At 63.0% G+C, this 18371-nt stretch carries 18 protein-coding genes; 10 read left to right on the top strand and 8 right to left on the bottom strand.

Annotated features, from left to right (window positions below):
• The first annotated feature begins 1 nt into the window (after position 1).
• The 6 genes from C9427_RS18375 to C9427_RS18350 all read left to right on the top strand — a co-directional run bounded on the left by C9427_RS18375 (position 2) and on the right by C9427_RS18350 (position 3714).
• Positions 2 to 520, top strand: a complete 519-nt coding sequence (locus tag C9427_RS18375) for a DUF6985 domain-containing protein (RefSeq protein ID WP_107650545.1) — start codon at positions 2 to 4, stop codon at positions 518 to 520.
• A gap of 221 nt (positions 521 to 741) precedes the next feature.
• Positions 742 to 1239, top strand: coding sequence for a 5-(carboxyamino)imidazole ribonucleotide mutase (gene purE, locus C9427_RS18370; protein ID WP_107650592.1), 498 nt, complete (start codon positions 742 to 744; stop codon positions 1237 to 1239).
• Positions 1236 to 2312, top strand: a complete 1077-nt coding sequence (locus C9427_RS18365) for a 5-(carboxyamino)imidazole ribonucleotide synthase (RefSeq protein WP_107650544.1) — start codon at positions 1236 to 1238, stop codon at positions 2310 to 2312. Before purE ends, C9427_RS18365 begins: the two co-directional genes overlap by 4 nt.
• A gap of 177 nt (positions 2313 to 2489) precedes the next feature.
• Positions 2490 to 2615, top strand: coding sequence for a type B 50S ribosomal protein L36 (gene ykgO, locus C9427_RS18360; protein WP_006327841.1), 126 nt, complete (start codon positions 2490 to 2492; stop codon positions 2613 to 2615).
• A 214-nt stretch (positions 2616 to 2829) separates the two neighbouring features.
• On the top strand, positions 2830 to 3414 hold the full coding sequence (locus C9427_RS18355; RefSeq protein ID WP_107650591.1) for a tetratricopeptide repeat protein: 585 nt from the start codon (positions 2830 to 2832) through the stop codon (positions 3412 to 3414).
• Between the two features lie 96 nt (positions 3415 to 3510).
• The gene (locus C9427_RS18350) at positions 3511 to 3714 is read left to right on the top strand and encodes a hypothetical protein (protein WP_107650543.1); all 204 of its coding nucleotides are present in this window, start codon (positions 3511 to 3513) and stop codon (positions 3712 to 3714) included.
• A 313-nt stretch (positions 3715 to 4027) separates the two neighbouring features.
• Here the strand turns inward: C9427_RS18350 and pyk are convergent, their stop codons facing one another.
• Together pyk and C9427_RS18340 are read right to left on the bottom strand one after the other, a co-directional pair.
• On the bottom strand, positions 4028 to 5464 hold the full coding sequence (gene pyk, locus C9427_RS18345) for a pyruvate kinase (RefSeq protein WP_107650542.1): 1437 nt from the start codon (positions 5462 to 5464) through the stop codon (positions 4028 to 4030).
• Positions 5461 to 5907, bottom strand: coding sequence for a DUF1036 domain-containing protein (locus tag C9427_RS18340; protein WP_425351661.1), 447 nt, complete (start codon positions 5905 to 5907; stop codon positions 5461 to 5463). The genes pyk and C9427_RS18340 overlap by 4 nt, the downstream gene beginning before the upstream one ends.
• Positions 5908 to 6194: 287 nt before the next feature.
• Between C9427_RS18340 and C9427_RS18335 the strand changes: the two genes are divergently transcribed.
• The 3 genes from C9427_RS18335 (at position 6195) to C9427_RS18325 (ending at position 8772) form a co-directional block, all read left to right on the top strand.
• Entirely contained in the window at positions 6195 to 6992 is a 798-nt protein-coding gene (locus tag C9427_RS18335) for an N-formylglutamate amidohydrolase (RefSeq protein ID WP_107650541.1), read from the top strand.
• Positions 6993 to 7018: 26 nt separating this feature from the next.
• Positions 7019 to 7327, top strand: a complete 309-nt coding sequence (locus tag C9427_RS18330) for a DUF1244 domain-containing protein (protein ID WP_107650540.1) — start codon at positions 7019 to 7021, stop codon at positions 7325 to 7327.
• A gap of 269 nt (positions 7328 to 7596) precedes the next feature.
• Positions 7597 to 8772 carry an MFS transporter gene (locus C9427_RS18325; RefSeq protein WP_107650539.1) on the top strand — a complete coding sequence of 392 codons (1176 nt, stop codon included), beginning with the start codon at positions 7597 to 7599 and terminating at the stop codon, positions 8770 to 8772.
• On the opposite strand, the gene C9427_RS18320 is transcribed toward C9427_RS18325, so the two are convergent.
• Complete coding sequence (locus tag C9427_RS18320; RefSeq protein WP_107650538.1) at positions 8736 to 9641, bottom strand: LysR family transcriptional regulator; 906 nt, start codon at positions 9639 to 9641, stop codon at positions 8736 to 8738. The genes C9427_RS18325 and C9427_RS18320 overlap by 37 nt on opposite strands.
• A gap of 94 nt (positions 9642 to 9735) precedes the next feature.
• Here C9427_RS18320 and C9427_RS18315 point away from each other — a divergent pair, with 94 nt between their 5' ends.
• The gene (locus C9427_RS18315; RefSeq protein WP_107650537.1) at positions 9736 to 10701 is read left to right on the top strand and encodes an NAD-dependent epimerase/dehydratase family protein; all 966 of its coding nucleotides are present in this window, start codon (positions 9736 to 9738) and stop codon (positions 10699 to 10701) included.
• A 73-nt stretch (positions 10702 to 10774) separates the two neighbouring features.
• Here the strand turns inward: C9427_RS18315 and C9427_RS18310 are convergent, their stop codons facing one another.
• The 5 genes from C9427_RS18310 to C9427_RS18290 form a co-directional block, all read right to left on the bottom strand.
• Complete coding sequence (locus tag C9427_RS18310; protein WP_107650536.1) at positions 10775 to 10933, bottom strand: DUF3309 family protein; 159 nt, start codon at positions 10931 to 10933, stop codon at positions 10775 to 10777.
• Between the two features lie 97 nt (positions 10934 to 11030).
• Positions 11031 to 14210, bottom strand: coding sequence for an efflux RND transporter permease subunit (locus C9427_RS18305; RefSeq protein ID WP_107650535.1), 3180 nt, complete (start codon positions 14208 to 14210; stop codon positions 11031 to 11033).
• A 2-nt stretch (positions 14211 to 14212) separates the two neighbouring features.
• Complete coding sequence (locus C9427_RS18300) at positions 14213 to 15400, bottom strand: efflux RND transporter periplasmic adaptor subunit (protein ID WP_107650534.1); 1188 nt, start codon at positions 15398 to 15400, stop codon at positions 14213 to 14215.
• Positions 15401 to 15703: 303 nt separating this feature from the next.
• On the bottom strand, positions 15704 to 17125 hold the full coding sequence (locus C9427_RS18295; protein ID WP_107650533.1) for a coniferyl aldehyde dehydrogenase: 1422 nt from the start codon (positions 17123 to 17125) through the stop codon (positions 15704 to 15706).
• A 91-nt stretch (positions 17126 to 17216) separates the two neighbouring features.
• The gene (locus C9427_RS18290; RefSeq protein ID WP_107650589.1) at positions 17217 to 18347 is read right to left on the bottom strand and encodes a patatin-like phospholipase family protein; all 1131 of its coding nucleotides are present in this window, start codon (positions 18345 to 18347) and stop codon (positions 17217 to 17219) included.
• Positions 18348 to 18371: the final 24 nt, after the last annotated feature.

Here is an 18371-nt window from a genome sequence, read left to right as displayed (position 1 = left end):
AATGAAAATTCCAGGCCTTGGCGAATGTAGATTTGATGAACGCAACGGTTGCTACGTTAGCGAGCCCATCTCGTTGGCGGTTATGAATGGGGACAAATGCAGAATACTCGTTGAAGGATACGACGAAGACCCTCCAGTTGAAGATTTCCACAAAGCGATTGCAAACTTCTTGGAAGCGCCCAATACTGTTCTTAGGGCAGCAGCATCGCATATCTTCAAATATTATCTTGACGTCAAAGCAAACATTGAACCAGCCGATGATTTCCCATCTATCAGCTCACCTTCCGAGATATGGCAATTCGTGCAGCTTGGCGGAGAGGCCTTCGTTAGCCGCCGGCCCGAAGGTGATAATGGCATATACGTGTCACTTGAGTGCAATTGTGATTGGGAGCCTGAACACGGCCTTCAGATCGTTTTTAAGAATGGCGCCGTCGTCAATAAAGTGGGCTCTTATGACGGGCACCTCACAAACTCGGATGCCTATGCTGACAGCACTCTTGAAAATGTTATCTATCGCTAACTACGATAAGCCGTTGAAGGTCAGCGGATTACGAACGCGGCCTTAGCCAACGTCAGCGTCAGTATAGAATGTTCTCACAATACCCCCGAGCCAAAGGTTTGGATGACGCTCTTTTTCGCGGTGACGTTCCCTTGGCTAAGAAGGGCGCGCTGCAGTAACCGCATCCTTGCGGCTCTCTCCGAATTCCGCTAATGCGCGCCTTTGTCGCCGGGAGCAGAAGCTTGAACGATCAACGCGCCGACGTCGCCATCATCATGGGCAGCCAGTCCGACTGGGCAACGATGCGCCACACCGCCGAAACGCTCGAGGCGCTGGGCATCCCGCACAGGCGGTTGATCGTCTCGGCCCATCGCACCCCCGATCGGCTCTATGAGTTCGCCAAGGGCGCCAAGGCGGCCGGATTTCGCGTGATCATCGCCGGCGCCGGCGGTGCGGCGCATCTGCCCGGCATGACGGCGGCGATGACGCCGCTGCCGGTCTTCGGCGTGCCAGTGGAATCGAAAGCGCTGTCGGGACAGGACTCGCTGCTCTCCATCGTGCAGATGCCGGCCGGCATTCCGGTCGGCACGCTGGCTATCGGCAAGGCGGGCGCCACCAATGCCGCCCTTTTGGCCGCCGCCGTGCTGGCGCTGAACGACGAGGAACTCGCTGCCCGGCTGGATAGCTGGCGCGCCGCCCAGACCGCCAAGGTCGCGTCCGAACCCACGGACGCGCCGTGAGCCTGCCCGCGGGATCGACCATCGGCATCATCGGTGGCGGCCAGCTCGGCCGCATGCTGGCCATGGCAGCGGCTCGCCTCGGCTATCGCACTGTGGTGCTGGAGCCGCAAGCCGATTGCCCGGCCGCCCAACTCGCCAACCGGCAGATCGTTGCCGCCTATGACGATACGGCAGCACTTGCCGAACTGGCGGCAGCCAGCGCCGTCGTCACCTATGAGTTCGAGAACGTGCCGGTCGTGGCCGCCAACGCGCTTGCCGCAACGGTGCCGGTCTATCCACCGGCGCGCGCCCTGGAAGTGGCTCAGGATCGGGTGGCGGAAAAGCAATTCCTCAACGGCATCGGCATCCAAACCGCCGATTTCCGTCCCGTCGACACGGACGAGGAACTGACGGCGGCGCTGAAAAAGTTTGACGGCAGCGGCATATTGAAGACGCGGCGCATGGGCTATGACGGCAAGGGCCAGCGAGTCTTCCGCAACATGGAAACGGGCGGGTTCGCCGGCACCTGCGAGGCGATGGGCAATGTGCCGCTGATCCTAGAATCCTTCGTCGCCTTCGAGCGCGAGATCTCGGTGATCACGGCGCGTGGGCTGGACGGTTCGCTTGCCGCCTACGATCCGGCCGAGAACGTCCATCGCGACGGCATCCTGCATACGTCCACCCTGCCGGCCCCGATCACCTCCGAAACCGCCGCGGCGGCGCAGGCGGCGGCGGCAAGGATACTGGCGTCGCTCGACTATGTCGGTGTCATCGGCGTCGAGTTCTTTGTCCTCGCCGACGGTTCATTGCTGGCCAACGAGATCGCGCCCCGCGTCCACAATTCCGGCCACTGGACGGAAGCCGCCTGCGTCGTCTCGCAATTCGAGCAGCATATTCGCGCCGTAGCCGGCCTGCCGCTCGGAAATCCCGGCCGCCATTTCGACTGCGTCATGGAGAATTTGATCGGCGACGATGTCTTGCGCGTTCCGGCCCTGCTCGCCGAGCCCGATCTGATGTTGCATCTCTACGGCAAGGCCGAGGCGCGGCCGGGCCGCAAGATGGGCCATTTCACGCGGACCAGCCGCCGCGGCTGAATATTGCCGAACGTCGTCGCTCCAGTATCCGCCACACCGGCTTCATCTATGAAGCATGCTTACGGTTGACATGGGCAAGGCTCCTCGTCTATGAGCCACGCACAAGTCTTGAGGCGCGTCTTCTGGCGCGCCTTTATAATTCGGCCCGGGACCGGGCCTACACCAACGGGCAAGACCATGAAGATCAAGAATTCGCTCAAGGCGCTGAAGGCGCGTCATCGCGACAACCAGCTGGTTCGCCGCAAGGGCCGCGTTTACATCATCAACAAGACCGCTCCGCGCTACAAGGCGCGCCAGGGCTGAGCCTAGTAGCGCGGCCTTGCGCCGCGCGCATATGATGTTACCGCATCGACCCGAAAATCGGAATCGATTTTCGGAAAGTACGATGCGGAGAATTTAAAGTGTTAGAGCGTCCTTTACGCGTCCAAAAGGACGCGTGGCGCTCTAATGCCGGCATGCCGGCCCTTTCACGCTAAATTCAGTTTGACGATCCGCCGTCCGGGGTTAGATTCCGATGATGCGGATTCGTTTTGCATTTCTCGCGGCCTTTTTTCTTTTCGGTTCGATCTCGCTTCCGGCTCAAGCGGAAGACCCGGCCACCCCTCCGGTTGTCACGACCAAAGAGGCAAGGCTCGACCAACTGTTTGTCGACCTGAAGCGCGAGCGCAACGAAAAAGCCGCCGAGCGGATTGCCGGCCGCATCTGGAGCGAATGGTCCCAGTCCGGCAGCGCCTCCATCGACCTGATGATGCAATGGTCGCAAAAGGCCATCGAAAACCAGAAGTTCGACGTGGCGCTCGATTTCCTCGATCAGGTGGTGACCTTGCAGCCGACCTATGCCGAAGGCTGGAACCGGCGCGCCACCGCGCACTTCATGATGAAGAATTTTGGGAAATCGATGTCGGACATCGACCATACGCTGCGGCTCGAGCCACGCCATTTCGGCGCGCTTTCCGGCTTGGCGCAGATCATGGCCGCGACCGGCCACAAGCAGTCCGCGCTGGAAGCCTGGCAGCGCGTGCTCACCATCTATCCGATGATGCGCAGCGCCCAGGATCAGGTCGCCACGCTTTCGGAGGAGCTTGCCGGCGAAGGCATTTGATGCCGGTGGGACAGCGCCGCTTTATCGGTTAAACTGGCCGCATTTCTGCGACGCCAGACGATTCCGCCGACTGCAAATACCCAGACCGAGGCAACCATGATTGCAGCCTACATCGACGAGTTCATAATGTTCTGCGCCGGCCTGTGGATGTCCGGCGTAGGGTATGGATTCCTCCAGATGCCGAACCAGCCCCAGGCCAGCCAACAGACTTGGCTGGCACGCCTTCCCAGTCATTTCAAATGGATGGGACCGCTCTTGCTGATAATCTCGATCGCGCTCGCCGTCGCTTCGCCTGCCTGACGCGACCGCAGGCGGGGCGCCTGCTCACTTCGTCGCTTATGCACATCGTTGCCCAAAATCGCTGCGCGCTTGGGCGGCGGCGTGCATAGCTAATGCAATTCCAGGAAAAGTGTGAAACGGTTTTCCGGGAAAAGCGCATAACGCTTTCCCTAGGGAATTGCGCAGAAACAAAGAGATAGAGCGGTTCGGCGTTTCCGTGAAACGATGAACCGCTCTAATGCATGTCGCGCAAAAGTGTGCAGCGGTTTTGCGGTAACGACATGCATAAAAACAAGAACCTAAAGCGCGTCGCATGAGGCCGGTCGAGCGCGCTTTAGCGGCTGGCCTGCGCCTCCGAGCCGATATAGGCGATGCGCAGCATGTTGGTGGAACCCGGCGTTCGCAACGGCACGCCGGCGGTGACGATGACGCGATCGCCCGGCTTGCCGAACCCTTCGTCCAGAGCGATACGGCAGGCGCGGTCGACCATGTCATCAAGGTCGATGGCATCGGGCGAGACAACGCAATGCGTGCCCCACAACAGCGACAGCCGCCGCGCCGTATTGACGATCGGCGACAGCGCCACGATCGGCACCTGCGGCCGCTCGCGCGCGGCGCGCAGACCGGTCGTGCCGGACGCCGTGTAGGTGATGATCGCTGACAGTTTGAGCGTCTCGGCGATTTCGCGGGCGGCCAGCGAGATGGCATCGGCGCCGGTCGCTTCCGGTTCCGAGCGCTGCGCATTGATGATGCCGGCATAGGTCGGATCGGTTTCGACCTTGGTGGCGATCCGGTTCATCATCGCCACCGCCTCGACCGGATAGGCGCCGGCGGCGGACTCGGCCGACAGCATGATCGCGTCGGCGCCTTCGAACACGGCGATCGAGACATCGGACACTTCGGCGCGGGTCGGCACCGGTGCGGTGATCATCGATTCCAGCATCTGCGTGGCGACCACCACCGGCTTGCCGGCGCGGCGCGCGGCGCGCGTGATCTGCTTCTGGATGCCGGGCACCGCTTCGAGCGGCATCTCGACGCCGAGGTCGCCGCGGGCGACCATCAGCGCATCCGAAAGGTCGATGATCTCGGCCAGCCGGGCGACGGCTTGCGGCTTTTCGATCTTGGCCATGATCAGCGCCCGGCCACGGGCGATCTTGCGCGCTTCTGCCAGGTCCTCCGGCCGCTGCACGAACGACAGCGCGATCCAGTCGACGCCGGTGGTCAGCACGGCATCGAGGTCCTTGCGGTCCTTCTCGGTCAGCGCCCCGACCGGCAGGTCGGTATCGGGCAGGCTGACGCCCTTCTTGTCGGAAATGGTGGTGCCGGCAACGACGGTGCAGACGATCGCCTTGCCGTTGCTCTTGACCGCCTTCAATTCGAGCTTGCCATCATCGATCAAAAGACGGTGACCGGCTTCGACCGAGCTCAGGATTTCGGGATGCGGCAGATAGACCCTTGTCGAGGTGCCTGGCTCGGGATTGTCGTCGAGCGTGAAGGTCTGGCCAGGCTTCAGCACCTCCTTGCCATTGGCGAATTTGCCGACGCGCAGCTTCGGCCCTTGCAGGTCGGCGAGAATGCCGATCGGCCGGCCGACGGCTTTCTCGACGTTGCGGATACGGCCGACAAGTGTCCGCATCAGCTCATGGTCGGTGTGGCTCATATTGATGCGGAACACGTCGGCGCCGGCTTCGAAGAGCTTCTTCAGCATCTCCTCGGAAGAGGAGGCCGGACCGATGGTGGCGAGGATCTTGACCTTGCGGCTGCGTCTCATTGACTGTTCGTTCCCGGGGCGGCTGGAGCGCCTTCCGTTGCGGACTCGTCGGTGAGCTGGACCATCCAGCTTGCCTGCTCGCCCGTGTCATATTCCTGGAATCCGGCGCGCTGGAAGCCCCGGGCGACGCAATCGGTAACGCCGGCGATCTTGAACTCTTTTTCGGCCACGCACATGTTGATCGGGCCATCCCAGCGTCCGCCGCGCTCGGCGTCTTCTGCATAAAGATAGTAAAACCTTGATGACAGCGGTCCTTCGATCAGCGTCTTGCAGCTCGATCCTTCGATGTGCCACCAGCCCTCGGTGATCCAGCCGGCCTTGGCGCGGTAGCCGATGCCGACGCCGACCAGGTTCTGCGTGGCGTTGCAGACGCGGAAATCGGCGCGCGCCGGCGAGGCGGCAACCAGCGCTGACAGGCCGATGGCAAGGCTCAGGAGCGGCATGGCCAAGGCATAGCGCACGCGCGGCCTGCCGGCGGAACCCATCCTGAAACCCCTCAAGAACCACATTTGCATCTCTCAACGCCCCTTTTCGGAAAAGTCCGGGCGCATGTCAACGCGCCGTTTTGCCCAATTCCAATCGATTTAGAAACGCCTCGGCGCAGCGTCTGCCACCCTCTGCCAGATTTCCGCAGAAACCTTGGCCAAACAACGGCATTGCGCGGGCGTCCTCTTCGTGGAATGACGATACCACCCTCCCCGGAAGCCAGCGAACAGACCATTTCCCGCCAATGACCCGATCCACAGTTTTCGCGCCGTTCGATATTGTCGAGGGCGACCGCAAGCGAGGCATCATGCTCTTGGCCGACCATGCCCGCCGCGACCTGCCGCAAGAATATGGCAGCCTCGGCCTGCCGGCGGCGGAGTTCGACCGCCACATCGCCTATGACATCGGTGTCGAGATGGTGACGCGCGAACTGGCGGCCCTGCTCGGCGCGCCGGCGGTGCTCGCCAATTTTTCACGGCTGCTGATCGATCCAAATCGTGGCGAGGACGACCCGACGCTGATCCGCCAGCTCTATGACGGCACCGTCGTGCCGGGAAATTATCCCATGGCCTGGGAAGAGCGCGAAAAGCGGCTCGACCGCTTCTACCGGCCCTATCACGACGCGGTCGGCGCCATGATCGCCTCGGTGGCGCAGGCTTCCATGCATGCGCCTTTCATCTTCTCTGTGCATTCCTTCACCCCGGCCATGCAGGGCTTTGTGCGCCCGTGGCATGTCGGCATTCTATGGGACCGCGACGACCGGGTGGCCCGGCCGCTGATCGACATGCTGGCCGCCGACAAAGGCCTCGTCGTCGGCGACAACGAGCCCTATGACGGCGCCTTGCGCGGCGACACCATGTTCAGGCATGCGATCGTCAACGGCTTTGCCCATGCGCTGATCGAGATCCGCCAGGATCTGATCGCCGATAGCAAGGGTGCGCTGGCATGGGCCGAACGGCTGGCGCCGATCGTTGACGCGATCGACCGCCGTGCCGATATACATCAGGTGAAAATGTTCGGCTCGCGCACCGGGCCGCTGTGACGGAAGCCCAAGGAGGCCGACAAGCCATGACCGAACTCAGCGACGAGCAAAGACGCGATTTCGAGGCCGCCGCCTTCCGCCGGCTGGTCGCGCATCTGCGCGAGCGCGGCGACGTCCAGAACATCGACCTGATGAACCTCGCCGGCTTCTGCCGCAACTGCCTGTCCAACTGGTATCGTGAGGCGGCGCAAGCCGAGGGCGTCGACCTCAGCAAGGACCAGTCGCGCGAGATCATCTACGGCATGCCCTATGCCGAATGGCAGGCGCTCAACCAAACCGTGGCCTCCGACGCCAAGAAGGCGGAGTTCGAGGCAAGACGCCCCAGGGATCACTAGCAGACTTTATAAGGCGAATGCCTCTGGCTACCTCCTTCTGGCTTCTGGGGTGGGGTCAAGCTTTCGCGGCTTCGTCATCCTGAGGTCTGCGCCCGTGATGACGAGGAGAGAAGCGTTTCCGCTCATCTCCAACATAGGTGGTCCGTTGGGAACGATGCCGATCCTATCTCGGCCGTTGGTCCAAGCATTTCCCTACGAGCAGCGCTTGACTGCAAATTGAATCGATCTAATTTGCGCCGCGAGGCCATTTTCAGACCGGATTCCACGCGATGCACGCGCAAAAAATCATGCAGACCGCCATTCGCGGGCGGTGGGCCGTGGCGGCCATCTTCCTCGCCAACGGCTTCCTGACCGGTAGCTGGGCGCCGCAGATCCCGGTGTTCCTGACCCGGCTCGACATTTCGAAGTTCACGCTCGGCCTGCTGATCCTCTTGTTCGGCGCCGGCGCCGTCGCGGCGATGAGCTGGTGCGGACACCTGATCTCAAGGCATGGTTCGCGCACCGTGCTGCGCTGGTTCGGCCTGTGCGGCAGCTTCGGCCTGCTGGCGGTGGCGCTCGCCCCCAATGTGCCTTTGGCGGCCATCGCCATGTTCATCTTCGGTGGTTCGATCGGCGGCATGGACGTCGCCATGAATGCCAATGCGGTGGTGGTGGAGCGGCGGCTGTCACGCGCCATCATGTCGTCGTCGCACGGCTTCTGGAGCCTTGGCGGTTTCGCCGGCGGCGCTCTCGGTGGGTTCGCCATCCAGAGCTATGGCCATCTCGCCCACGCAAGCGTAGTGACGGCGCTGGCCTTTGCAGCGATCGCGGTGGCGATCCGCTACCTGATCGCCGAGGACAGGCCGCAGGCTGCCGAGCATCGCAAATTCGCGCTGCCTGGAAATCCGCTGGTCTATCTGATCGGACTGATGGCGCTGCTGACAATGATATCCGAGGGCGCGGTGCTGGACTGGGCGGCGCTCTATCTCCAACAGGAACTCGGCGCCGACCTTGCCATCGCCGGCCTGGCTTACGCCGCCTTTTCCGGCATCATGGCCGTCATGCGTTTCTTTGGCGACGGCGTGCGCAACCGCTTTGGCGCGGTGATGACGCTGCGCATCTCGGCGCTTGCCGCCGCTGCCGGCATGCTGGTGGCCGGACTGGCGCCCTCGCCCTTCATCGCCATCGCGGCTTTTGCATTTTGCGGCCTCGGCATCGCCAACATGGTGCCGATTCTGTTTTCGGCCGGCGGCAACCAGGAAGGCATGTCGTCCGGCACCGGCATGAGCGTCGTCACCACAATGGGCTACTCAGGCATTCTGGTGGCGCCGTCGGCCATCGGCTTCGTCGCCGAGCATTCGAGCTTCGGCCCGATCTTCGTCGCGCTGTCGGGGCTCTTGATCGTCGTCCTGTTGATGGCAGGCCTCGCTCACCGCGCCGAATTCGCGCCAGCCCCAGCCGAATAGCGTTTCAACTCCTCGTAGAGAAAATCCGCGACGCGGCGGATGCGAACGCTGGTACGCACGTCGCGGTGCATCGCCAGCCACACCGGCAGGTTCGGCAGATCGAGGCCTGGCAGCACTGTCTCGACCAGCGGATCGCGATCGGCCAACGGCTGCTGGCCGAAACCGATGCCGTTTCCCGCCCGCACTGCCTCCCACAGCACGATCTGGTTGTCGGTCCTGAAGCGGAAGGAATTGCGGGTGAGCGGGACGCCGAGCTGTGCAAAGCCGCGGATGATATCGTCGCCACGGTCGAAGCCAATCAGATCATGGCCGGCAAGATCGTCGGGGTCGCGCGGGCGGCCGCGCCGGTCGAGATAGGATCTTGCCGCGCAGGCGCAGAGTGGAATATCGCAGACCTTGCGCGCCATCAGCTCATTCTGCGCCGGCTTGACCATGCGGATGGCGATGTCGGCGTCACGGCGCAGCAGATTTTCGACCTGGTTCGACGCCACGATCTCGACCTCGATGCCGGGTTCCTCGATCCCGAGCCGCGTCGTCATCTCCGGCAGGACATAGGCTGCCACCACTTCGCTGGCAGCGATGCGCACGGTGCCCTCGATCGCCTCGACCGACCCCAGCGCCAGCAGCGAAAAGGCACTCGCCTGCTCGCTCACCGCCCGGCCGCGTTCATAGAGCGTGCTGCCGGCCTCGGTCAGCGCGTAGCCGCGCCGCCCGCGCCTGAACAGCGTGACACCAAGCGCCTGCTCCAGCTCGGCGATGTGGCGGCCGAGTGTCGGCTGGCTCGCGGCCAGTTTTCGCGCGGCGGCCGACAGGCTGCCGGTTTCCGCCACGGTGACGAAACTTTTGATCAGATTCCAGTCGATATCCATTCAAGAATGAATATCAGATCGCCAATTTCAGTCAATTTTCATTCATCTGCGGAGGCTCCACATTGGGGTTCTAACGCAAACACGGAGACGAACAATGACCAAGATCGCAATCCTCGGCGCCAATGGCCGGCTCGGCCGCGTGGTGGCCAAGGCCTTCATCGACGCCGGCTACGACGTACGCACCGTCACCCGCAGCGGCAAGGTGCCGGCGGAACTCAAGGGCGCCACGGCCGTCGCCGGCGACGGGCTCGACCGCGAAGCGCTGATCCGCGCCACCGAAGGTGTCGACATCATCTTCAACGGCCTCAACCCGATCTACACCGACTGGGGCAAGTGCCTGCCGATGGCCGAGAATGTCATGGCCGCCTGCCGGGCGAACGGCGCCCTGCACCTCGCTCCAGGCAATGTCTACAATTACGGATCGCCGATCCCGGCGGTGATCGGCGAAGACACGCCGTTCCATCCAACAACCGAAAAGGGCCGCATCCGTGTCGCCATGGAAGAGCTTTTTCGGCGTGAGGCCGAGGCCGGTCGGGTGCGCACCATTCTTCTCAGGGCCGGCGATTTCTTCGGCGGTACCGGCACCGGATCGTGGTTCGACCTGATCGTCGCCGCCAAGATGAACAAGGGTGTCTACACAGCGCCTGGGCCGGTCGACCTCGTGCATGAATGGGCCTACCTGCCGGACCTGGCCCAGGCATTCGTCGGGCTGGCGCGGAATCTGGACAAGCTCGGCCCTTACGAAATGCTGAACTTTCCCGGCCATGCCGTCACCGATCTGGAGATCAAGGCGGCATCGGAAAAGGCGTTGGGGCGCACGCTGAAGCTGACCTCAATGCCGTGGTGGGTGCTGCGCGCCGGCAGCCCGTTCGTGGCGATGTGGCGCGAGATCGTCTCGATGTCCTATCTGCGCTTCGAACCGCACCGGCTTGTTTCCGACCGGCTCGAAGGCATCATCGGCAGGGTCCCGCACACGCCATTGGGCAAGGCCGTCGCCGAAGCCCTTTTCGATATCGGCATCTTGCCCGCAGCGGACACAGGCGAGCAAAAGGCTGCCTAACCACATACATACAGACTGGCGAGGGGGCGGCCGCCGCTTCGCGGCCGCTGTCTTGCCTGCCCTGAACTTCAGCTCAGATCCTGCCCATCAGCAGTAATATCAGGAGTACCACCAGAAGAACGCCGACGATACCGGACGGCCCATAGCCCCAGGCGCGCGAATGCGGCCATGCCGGTACTGCGCCGATCAGGATGAGGATCAGAATGATGATGAGAATGGTGCTGATCGGCATGAGAAACCCTCGCCTTGAGCTGCAGATGTGACGAGACAATGCAAAAGGCCGCCTGGTTGTTCCCGGGCGGCCTTTTTATGTGGCCAATCAAAGTGAGCTATTCGGCGGCTTTCGGGAAGGCAATTGCCGGCTCGGAGTCCGAACCTTGTGCGGGTGCCGTTTCGGTCGAACCCTCGCCCTTGCCGCGCCGGAACAGCCGGCTGAACCAGCCGCGCCGTGCGCCGGGCTTGACCTTGGCGCGGGTGAACACCATCAGCATCGACGGCGTCACCACCAGCGTCAGCACGGTGGCGAAGGACAGGCCGAAGACGATCGCCGAGGACAATGAAATCCACCATTGCGTCGACGGCGCGTTGATCGTCGTCTCGTGATGGAAGATTTCGAGGCCGAGGCCGAAGGCGATCGGCAGCACGCCGAGGATCGCCGATACCGCCGTCAGCACCACCGGACGGGCGCGTTCGCGGCAGGTCTGCAGTACCGCTTCGACCTTGTCCCAGCCTTCCTCGCGCAGCCGGTCATAAGTGTCGATCAGCACGATGTTGTTGTTCACCACCACGCCGGCCAGCGCGATGACGCCGATGCCCGACATGACGATGCCGAATGCCTCCCCTGTCAAAAGCAGCCCGAGGAACACGCCGATCGTCGCCATGACCACGCAGGACAGCACCAGCCAGACGCTGGTGAACTTGTTGAACTGCGCCAGAAGCACGAGAAAGATCAGGAAGATCGCGGCGCCGAAAGCCTTGCTGAGAAAGGCGCTGGCTTCCGCGCTGTCCTCGTTCGAGCCGGCGAGCTTCCAGCGTATGCCGCTGCCCAGATCCATATCGGTGACAGCCTGGGTGACCTGTTGCTGCACGTTCGCGACCTGGGCGCCGGCGGCGACATTGGCCTGGACGACAACCGTGCGCGCGCCGTCGATGCGGTTGAGGATGCCGACGGTCGGCTCGGGCTTGCGCACGACGAAGTTCGAGATCGGCACCGATCCTTGCGAGGTCTGCACCCTGAGTTCGTCGAGCGTCGACAGCGTGCGCCGATCCTCAGGCAGGCGCAGCCTGATGTCGACGGCGTCGTCCGCTCCAGCGGGCCGGTATTCTGAGAGCTTCAGCCCGTTCGTCACCAATTGCACCACCGTCCCGACCGAAGTCGGGCTGATGCCGTATTGCGCCGCCTTGGCGCGATCGACCTCGAGCGCCCAGTCGACGCCGGGCGGCGGCAGACCATCGGAAATGTCGATGACGCCGGGCACCTTGGCAATGCGCGCGGCAACGGCTCGGGCCTTGTCATCGAGCCCTTTCGGGTCGACGGCCGAGAGCCTGATCTGGATCGGCTTGCCGGTGGGCGGACCGGCTTCAGGCACGCGAACCTCGACATCGACGCCGGGAATACCGGCCATGACGCCGCGCAGTTCGTCGAGGATCGCATTCGCGGATTTCCGCTCGCGCCAGTCGACGAATTCGTACTGGATCACGCCGACCACGTCCTCGGGAATGTCCTGGCCGCCGCCTTGCGTCTTACCGACACGGGTGTAGACCGATTTGACGCCGGGCCAGCCGAGCAGCCGGTTCTCCGCGGACTTGGTGGCGGCATCCATTTCGGCGAGCGAGAGATTACCGCGGGCATGCACATAGAGCAGGCCGTAGTCGGGCTCGACATTCGGGAAGAACTCGACGCCGGCGCCATATTTTGAATAGGCAAAGCCGACTCCAACCAAAAGGCCAACGGTGAGGACAAGCACGGTGACTGGAAAACGCACCGCCTGCCTGACTACCGCCATGTACCAGCCGTCGCGATTGTCGTCCTCGTGATGCGGCGGCGCCTTGGCGAACAGGGCGCCGAGCGTCGGCGCGAAAACCAGCGCATAGAGCATCGACGCCGACAGCGTGACGATCAGCGTGATCGGCATGTATTTCATGAAGTCGCCGATGATGCCCGGCCAGAACAACAGCGGCGAGAAGGCGGCGATGCGCGTCATCGTCGCGGCGATGACCGGGCCGGCCATGCGCTTGGCGGCAAGCGCGAAGGCTTCTTCCTTCGGCATGCCTTCGCTCATGCGCCGCTCGGCGAATTCGGTGACGATGATGGCATCGTCGACCAGCATGCCGACCGCCAGGATAAGGCTGAACAGCACGATCATGTTGATCGTGTAGCCCATCATCGCGAGCAGCAGGATGCCGATCAGGAAGGACGACGGAATCGCCAGTCCAATCAGCACCGATGCGCGGCCCGACAGCGCATAGAGAATGACGATGAACACCAGGATCACGGCGATCATGACGTGGTTCTGCAGATCGCCGAGCAGCTGGTTGACGAAAACCGATTTGTCCTGCGTGTAGGTGACGTGCATGCCCTCCGGCATGCTTTTGATGAAGCCGTCGGACACCGCCCGCACCTGGGCGATCGTGTCGATCAGATTGGAGCCGATGCGCTTCTTCACCTCGATCGCGATCGCCGGCTTGCCGTCGAGGCGGGTTACCGTTTCGGCGTCCTTGAAGGTGGAACGGACGGTGGCGATGTCCTTGGCCTGCACCACGGCATTGGGACCGGCGACGACCGGAAGTGCCGCCACATCCTCCGGCGTCTCGATCAGCGACGGCACCTTGACGGCGTATTTGCCCTCGGAGCCTTCGATGTTGCCGGCTGCGACAAGACTGTTGGAAGCGCCGACCGCGCCGATCAGCTGATCGAGCTGCAAGCCGTAGGACGACAGTTTCATCGGATCGATGACGACTTCGACGAGATCGTCGCGCGCACCCTGCAGCGCGCCTTCCAGCACGCCGGGCACCTCCTCGATACGGTCGCGCAGCTCGCGCGCCGCCGCCGTCAGCACGCGCTCGGGCACCTCGCCCGACAGCGTCACCACCAGGACGGGGAATTCGGAGACGTTGACTTCGGTGACCACAGGCTCTTCGGCTGCCTGCGGCAGGTCGGCCTTCCCGTCCTGCACCTTGCTGCGCGTATCCTGCAGCGCCGTCGCCAGATCCGTCTGCGGCTGGAATTCGACCAGCACATAACCACCACCCTGGAAGGCGGCGGAGCGCATCTCCTTCAGACCTTTGAGGCTTTTCAGCTTGGCTTCCATCGGCCGCAGCAGCAGGCGCTCCGAATCCTCAGGCGAGATGCCCTGATAGATCAGGCTGACATACATCATCGGAATCGGAACATCAGGTTCCGCTTCCTTCGGTGTCGACTGATAGGCGACCCAGCCAGCAAGCAGAAGGAAGACCAGGACCGAGATGGTCAGGCGGGCATTGTTGATTGCAAGCTTGACGATATCCATGATTACTGCGTCCCGGCCGCCACTTCGCCCAAGAGCTTCTGGATGGTCGCCTGATCGGCCTCGACCGGCTTGACCACTTCGCCTTCCTTCACCAGCTCCTGGCCGGCGACGATGACACGCGCATCGGAGGGGATACCACCAAGCACCAGGCCGGCCGGTGTGTCGTCGACTAGGTCGATCGGGAAGAACACGACCTTGTTGTCCTTGTCGACGGCGCGAATGCCGAGATCGCCCTTGTCGCCGAGCGTCACCACCGAGCGCGGCAGCATCACGGCGTCGGTCGGCTGGGCGCTGAGCGCGATCTCGGCCGTCATGCCGGCCGGCACGGAGCCATCGCCATTGGGGATGGCGACCTCGACCCGGAAGGTTCGGGTTGCCGAAGACGCATCCCGGCTGATGTAGCGCACGGTGCCCTTGACGATCCGGCCGCTGACCAGACGCACATTGGCTTCGTCGCCGATCTTGAGATAGCCGAGATCACGTTCGCTGACTTCGCCACGGGCGATCACTGGATCGAGCTTCAGGATGGTCGCCACCTCGCCGCCCTGCATCACCGAACTGCCAAGCTCCACCGGCACTCTGTCGACAACACCATCGAACGGAGCCCTCACCTCATTGCGATCAAGCTGGGCTTGCATGGCTTCCAGCATCGATTGCGCTAAGGTCAGGGTGGAGCGGGCGTTGTCGAGCTGCAGCTTGGGCAGATTGCCGGTTTTCGCCAGCCGCGAGGCCGCATCGAGTTCGGCCTGACGCTGCGCGACAAGCTGCTTGGCATTGTTGAGCGCCGAAAGTTTTTCCTCGGAGGCAAGCATCAGCACGAGGTCGCCCGTCTTGACGTGCTGGCCTTGCTTGACCGGCAGCTTGTCGATGATGCCGTCGACCCGGGTCGCCAGCACCGCGCGCTTGTCTGCCTCGGTCAGTCCGGAAATGCGGATGGCGCGCGCATGGGTCCGCCGTGGCGGCGTCACCACGGCGACGGTGCGCAAGGCAGCCTTGGGCTGTTCGGCTTCGGCAGTCCCCGGAGTCCGGGGCTTGCTCGCGTCGGCCTTGGGCTGCTCGACTTCGCCTGCCTTGGGCTTGCTGTCGGCGACGGCGCTGCCGACGGACGAGAACTGTCCCGTCGCCATCCAGGCGGCGAAACCGATAAGCACAACAATCGCTGCAAGCTTGTGAAACCTGATTTTCGGCATCGTCGTTTTCCAGTGCGCGGGGTTCGGCCAGACCGTGTTTCTAACGACTACCGCGTCTTCTAACTCGGACGCGCTGCCGATATGGGTGCGCGCAGGGCCGTGTTCAAATTGCCGTGATCGGCGAGACGCGCTTTTACATCAAAGTTGCACCGCAATATAGTCAGAAAAGTTGATGGATTATTGCATCGTCGGGCACGGTGTACCCGCCGCCATCCAGTTTTCTATCCTTATATTGCCGCTTCCTCGCCGCAAGGCGCTGCAACGCCAGAATGTCAGCAGGCGTCAGCATGATGAAGGAATGCGTCAGGTCATGAGCCCCAGCAGCCGCAAGGCCCGCTCGAATGTCCTGCCATAGGGCGGACGCAGAAGGCCGCCCGCGCCCAGCCTGGATTGAATGAAGATCGGCTTTTCCTTGCTGAAGGTGCGAAAACCCCATTCGCCATGGTAGGCGCCCATGCCGCTGGCGCCAACGCCGCCGAATGGCTGGCGCTCCTGTACGAGGTGCAGCATGCAGTCGTTGATTGTAACGCCGCCGGCGATTGTTTCGCGCAACATCCGTCGGCGATTGCCGCGATCGCGCCCAAACCAGTAGAGTGCCAGCGGACGCTCCGCCCGATTGACATGGTCGATGGCGTCATCGATCTTTGCGTATTCGATGATCGGCAGCACCGGCCCGAAAATCTCTTCGCGCATCAGCCGCAGGTCGTTGCTTGCACTCATGACCAGGAAGGGCGCCATCTTGCGATCCGTGACACCGAGTTTTTCGCCGGCCGGATCGACCTCGATGACATCGGCGCCATTCTCGCGCGCCTCGGCGATCATGTCGCCGAGACGCCGATGGTGCCGCTCGCTGATGATGGCGGTATAGTCGGGATTGTCGCGCAAGGTCGGATAGAGCCGTGCCATCGCAGCGGCAAGCTTTGCGGCAACCGTCGCGGCCTGCCCCTGCGGGACCATCAGATAGTCGGGTGCGATGCAGGTCTGGCCAGCGTTGAGCAGTTTGCCGTAGGCGACGCTGGACACGGACGCATCGAGATCGCAAGACGCGTCGAAGATGGCCGGCGACTTGCCGCCAAGTTCGAGCGTCACCGGCGTCAGATTGGCGGCCGCTTCCATCGCGACCTGGCGGCCAACGGCAGTCGAGCCCGTGAACAGCAGATGATCGAAAGGCATCGATACGAATGCCTTTCCGACCTCGGCGTCGCCATTCACGACACTCATCTCGTCGGGAGCGAAATGCTCCCCGACCAGCCGGTCGAGCAGCGCGGAAAACGTCGGTGTCAGTTCAGAGGGTTTAAGCAGAACGCGATTGCCAGCGGCCAACGCCGCCGTCGCCGGGGCGATGGCGAGCTGGAAGGGGTAATTCCAGGGCGACATGACGCCAACCACACCGACCGGTTGCGGAAGAAGACGGTTGCGCCCCGGCAAGAACGGCAGGCTGGTGGCGACACGGCGTTCGCGCATCCAACCCGGCAGATGCGCAAGCGCATGCCTTATACCCGCACGAACCACGAACAACTCCGCAAGGCGCGTCTCCTGGGCCGATCGGCCGCCAAAATCGGCGTCGATGGCGGCGCAAATCTCGGCCTCGTGCCTTTCGGTGAGCGCCAGCAGACGCTTCAGCCGATCCTTCCGCACATGGAGGGCCGGAAAGGGCTGTTCCTCAAATGCCGCACGCTGCAGTTTGAACCGTGCATCGAGAACATCCTGCCTAGTCTGCAACATCGCACCCTCCCGTTTGTGTGAGGGGTCACGTTACATCGCACGATGGGATTTAATCCAGCACCTCCCGGAGTAAGCCGCCCCACAGCAAGGACTACGCCTGACGGCTTGCTTGCTCGGGCTTCTTGCGCGCCGCCAGGAATTCCTTGACCCGCCGGCCGGGCGCCGGGCCGCGCACCGGCTTGAAGCCGTCATCGAGCTCGCCGGAGAGATCGAGCGTTGGCCGTTTGCCCACGGCGTCGTAATGCTCCTCCAGCCAGTCGCTGGCGGCGGTGCGGCCAAGGTCGCGCAGATAGGTGAGGAAGGCCCATTCGGCATTGACCTTGGACGAGGCCGACAGGTCCTTGAACGCCTCGTCTGCGTCGATGCGGTGCATGCGGATGTCGCGATATTCGCCATGCGGAAGCCGGCCGGCGGCGATCAGTTCCTTGACGAAGGCGATCGAACGGAATTCGCGCAGCAGCCCGGCGTTGAAGGTGATCTCGTCGATGCGGTTCTGGATTTCGTTGGCGCTCTTCGGCGTGCCCTCACGCACCACCGGATTGATCTGCACCAAAAGCACATCCTCGGTGACGGCCGACTTGAAGAATGGGAACAGCGCCGGATTGCCGCCATAGCCGCCGTCCCAGTAGGGCACGCCCTTGATCTCGACGGCGCGAAACAATTGCGGCAGGCAGGCCGACGCCATCACCGTGTCGAGATCGATCTCGCCATCGGAGAAGACGCGCAACTGACCGGTCTCGACATTGGTCGCCGAGATGAAAAGCTCCATCGACTTGCAGGCGCGCACATTGCCGAAATCGATCTCATGCTCGATCACATCGCGCAGCGGGTTGAGGCCGAGCGGGTTGGCGACATAGGGCGAAAACACCCGCGACATCGTGTCGAAGAACAGATAGCCCGGCGTGTTCTCGATCGACCAATTGCCCCAGGCGACGTCCCACGGCATGCGCTGCACCGGGCTGAAGCGGCCCTTCCGCGCCACCGCGCGCCAGAAATCGTCGAGCTTGCGCCGCGCGCCATCGACGCCGCCGCGCACGAAACCGTCGGCCAGCGCCACCGCGTTCATGGCGCCGGCGCTGGTGCCCGAAACCGCTGCTATATCGAGCCGCCCGTCCTCCAGCAGCCGGTCGAGCACGCCCCAGGAAAAGGCACCGTGCGAGCCGCCGCCCTGCAGCGCGACATTGATCTTCTTTTTCTCCTCCGCCTTGCCGTTTGTCGTCATGGCGTCATCCTTGATGTGGCGGCC

Origin of the sequence: Mesorhizobium helmanticense (genome assembly GCF_003034915.1) — a bacterium.
GTDB classification, from domain to species: domain Bacteria; phylum Pseudomonadota; class Alphaproteobacteria; order Rhizobiales; family Rhizobiaceae; genus Mesorhizobium; species Mesorhizobium helmanticense.
Note: the sequence above shows the minus strand (reverse complement) of the source record. Positions and strands in the feature narration are given on the sequence as shown.

Excerpts from the sequence above, each read along its gene's own strand:
- C9427_RS18375 (WP_107650545.1), top strand. The coding sequence starts at position 2 with ATGAAAATTCCAGGCCTTGGCGAATGTAGATTTGATGAACGCAACGGT.
- ykgO (WP_006327841.1), top strand. The coding sequence starts at position 2,490 with ATGAAGATCAAGAATTCGCTCAAGGCGCTGAAGGCGCGTCATCGCGAC.
- C9427_RS18355 (WP_107650591.1), top strand. The coding sequence starts at position 2,830 with ATGCGGATTCGTTTTGCATTTCTCGCGGCCTTTTTTCTTTTCGGTTCG.
- C9427_RS18350 (WP_107650543.1), top strand. The coding sequence starts at position 3,511 with ATGATTGCAGCCTACATCGACGAGTTCATAATGTTCTGCGCCGGCCTG.
- pyk (WP_107650542.1), bottom strand. The coding sequence starts at position 5,464 with ATGAGACGCAGCCGCAAGGTCAAGATCCTCGCCACCATCGGTCCGGCC.
- C9427_RS18340 (WP_425351661.1), bottom strand. The coding sequence starts at position 5,907 with ATGCCGCTCCTGAGCCTTGCCATCGGCCTGTCAGCGCTGGTTGCCGCC.
- C9427_RS18335 (WP_107650541.1), top strand. The coding sequence starts at position 6,195 with ATGACCCGATCCACAGTTTTCGCGCCGTTCGATATTGTCGAGGGCGAC.
- C9427_RS18330 (WP_107650540.1), top strand. The coding sequence starts at position 7,019 with ATGACCGAACTCAGCGACGAGCAAAGACGCGATTTCGAGGCCGCCGCC.
- C9427_RS18325 (WP_107650539.1), top strand. The coding sequence starts at position 7,597 with ATGCACGCGCAAAAAATCATGCAGACCGCCATTCGCGGGCGGTGGGCC.
- C9427_RS18320 (WP_107650538.1), bottom strand. The coding sequence starts at position 9,641 with ATGGATATCGACTGGAATCTGATCAAAAGTTTCGTCACCGTGGCGGAA.
- C9427_RS18315 (WP_107650537.1), top strand. The coding sequence starts at position 9,736 with ATGACCAAGATCGCAATCCTCGGCGCCAATGGCCGGCTCGGCCGCGTG.
- C9427_RS18310 (WP_107650536.1), bottom strand. The coding sequence starts at position 10,933 with ATGCCGATCAGCACCATTCTCATCATCATTCTGATCCTCATCCTGATC.
- C9427_RS18305 (WP_107650535.1), bottom strand. The coding sequence starts at position 14,210 with ATGGATATCGTCAAGCTTGCAATCAACAATGCCCGCCTGACCATCTCG.
- C9427_RS18300 (WP_107650534.1), bottom strand. The coding sequence starts at position 15,400 with ATGCCGAAAATCAGGTTTCACAAGCTTGCAGCGATTGTTGTGCTTATC.
- C9427_RS18295 (WP_107650533.1), bottom strand. The coding sequence starts at position 17,125 with ATGTTGCAGACTAGGCAGGATGTTCTCGATGCACGGTTCAAACTGCAG.
- C9427_RS18290 (WP_107650589.1), bottom strand. The coding sequence starts at position 18,347 with ATGACGACAAACGGCAAGGCGGAGGAGAAAAAGAAGATCAATGTCGCG.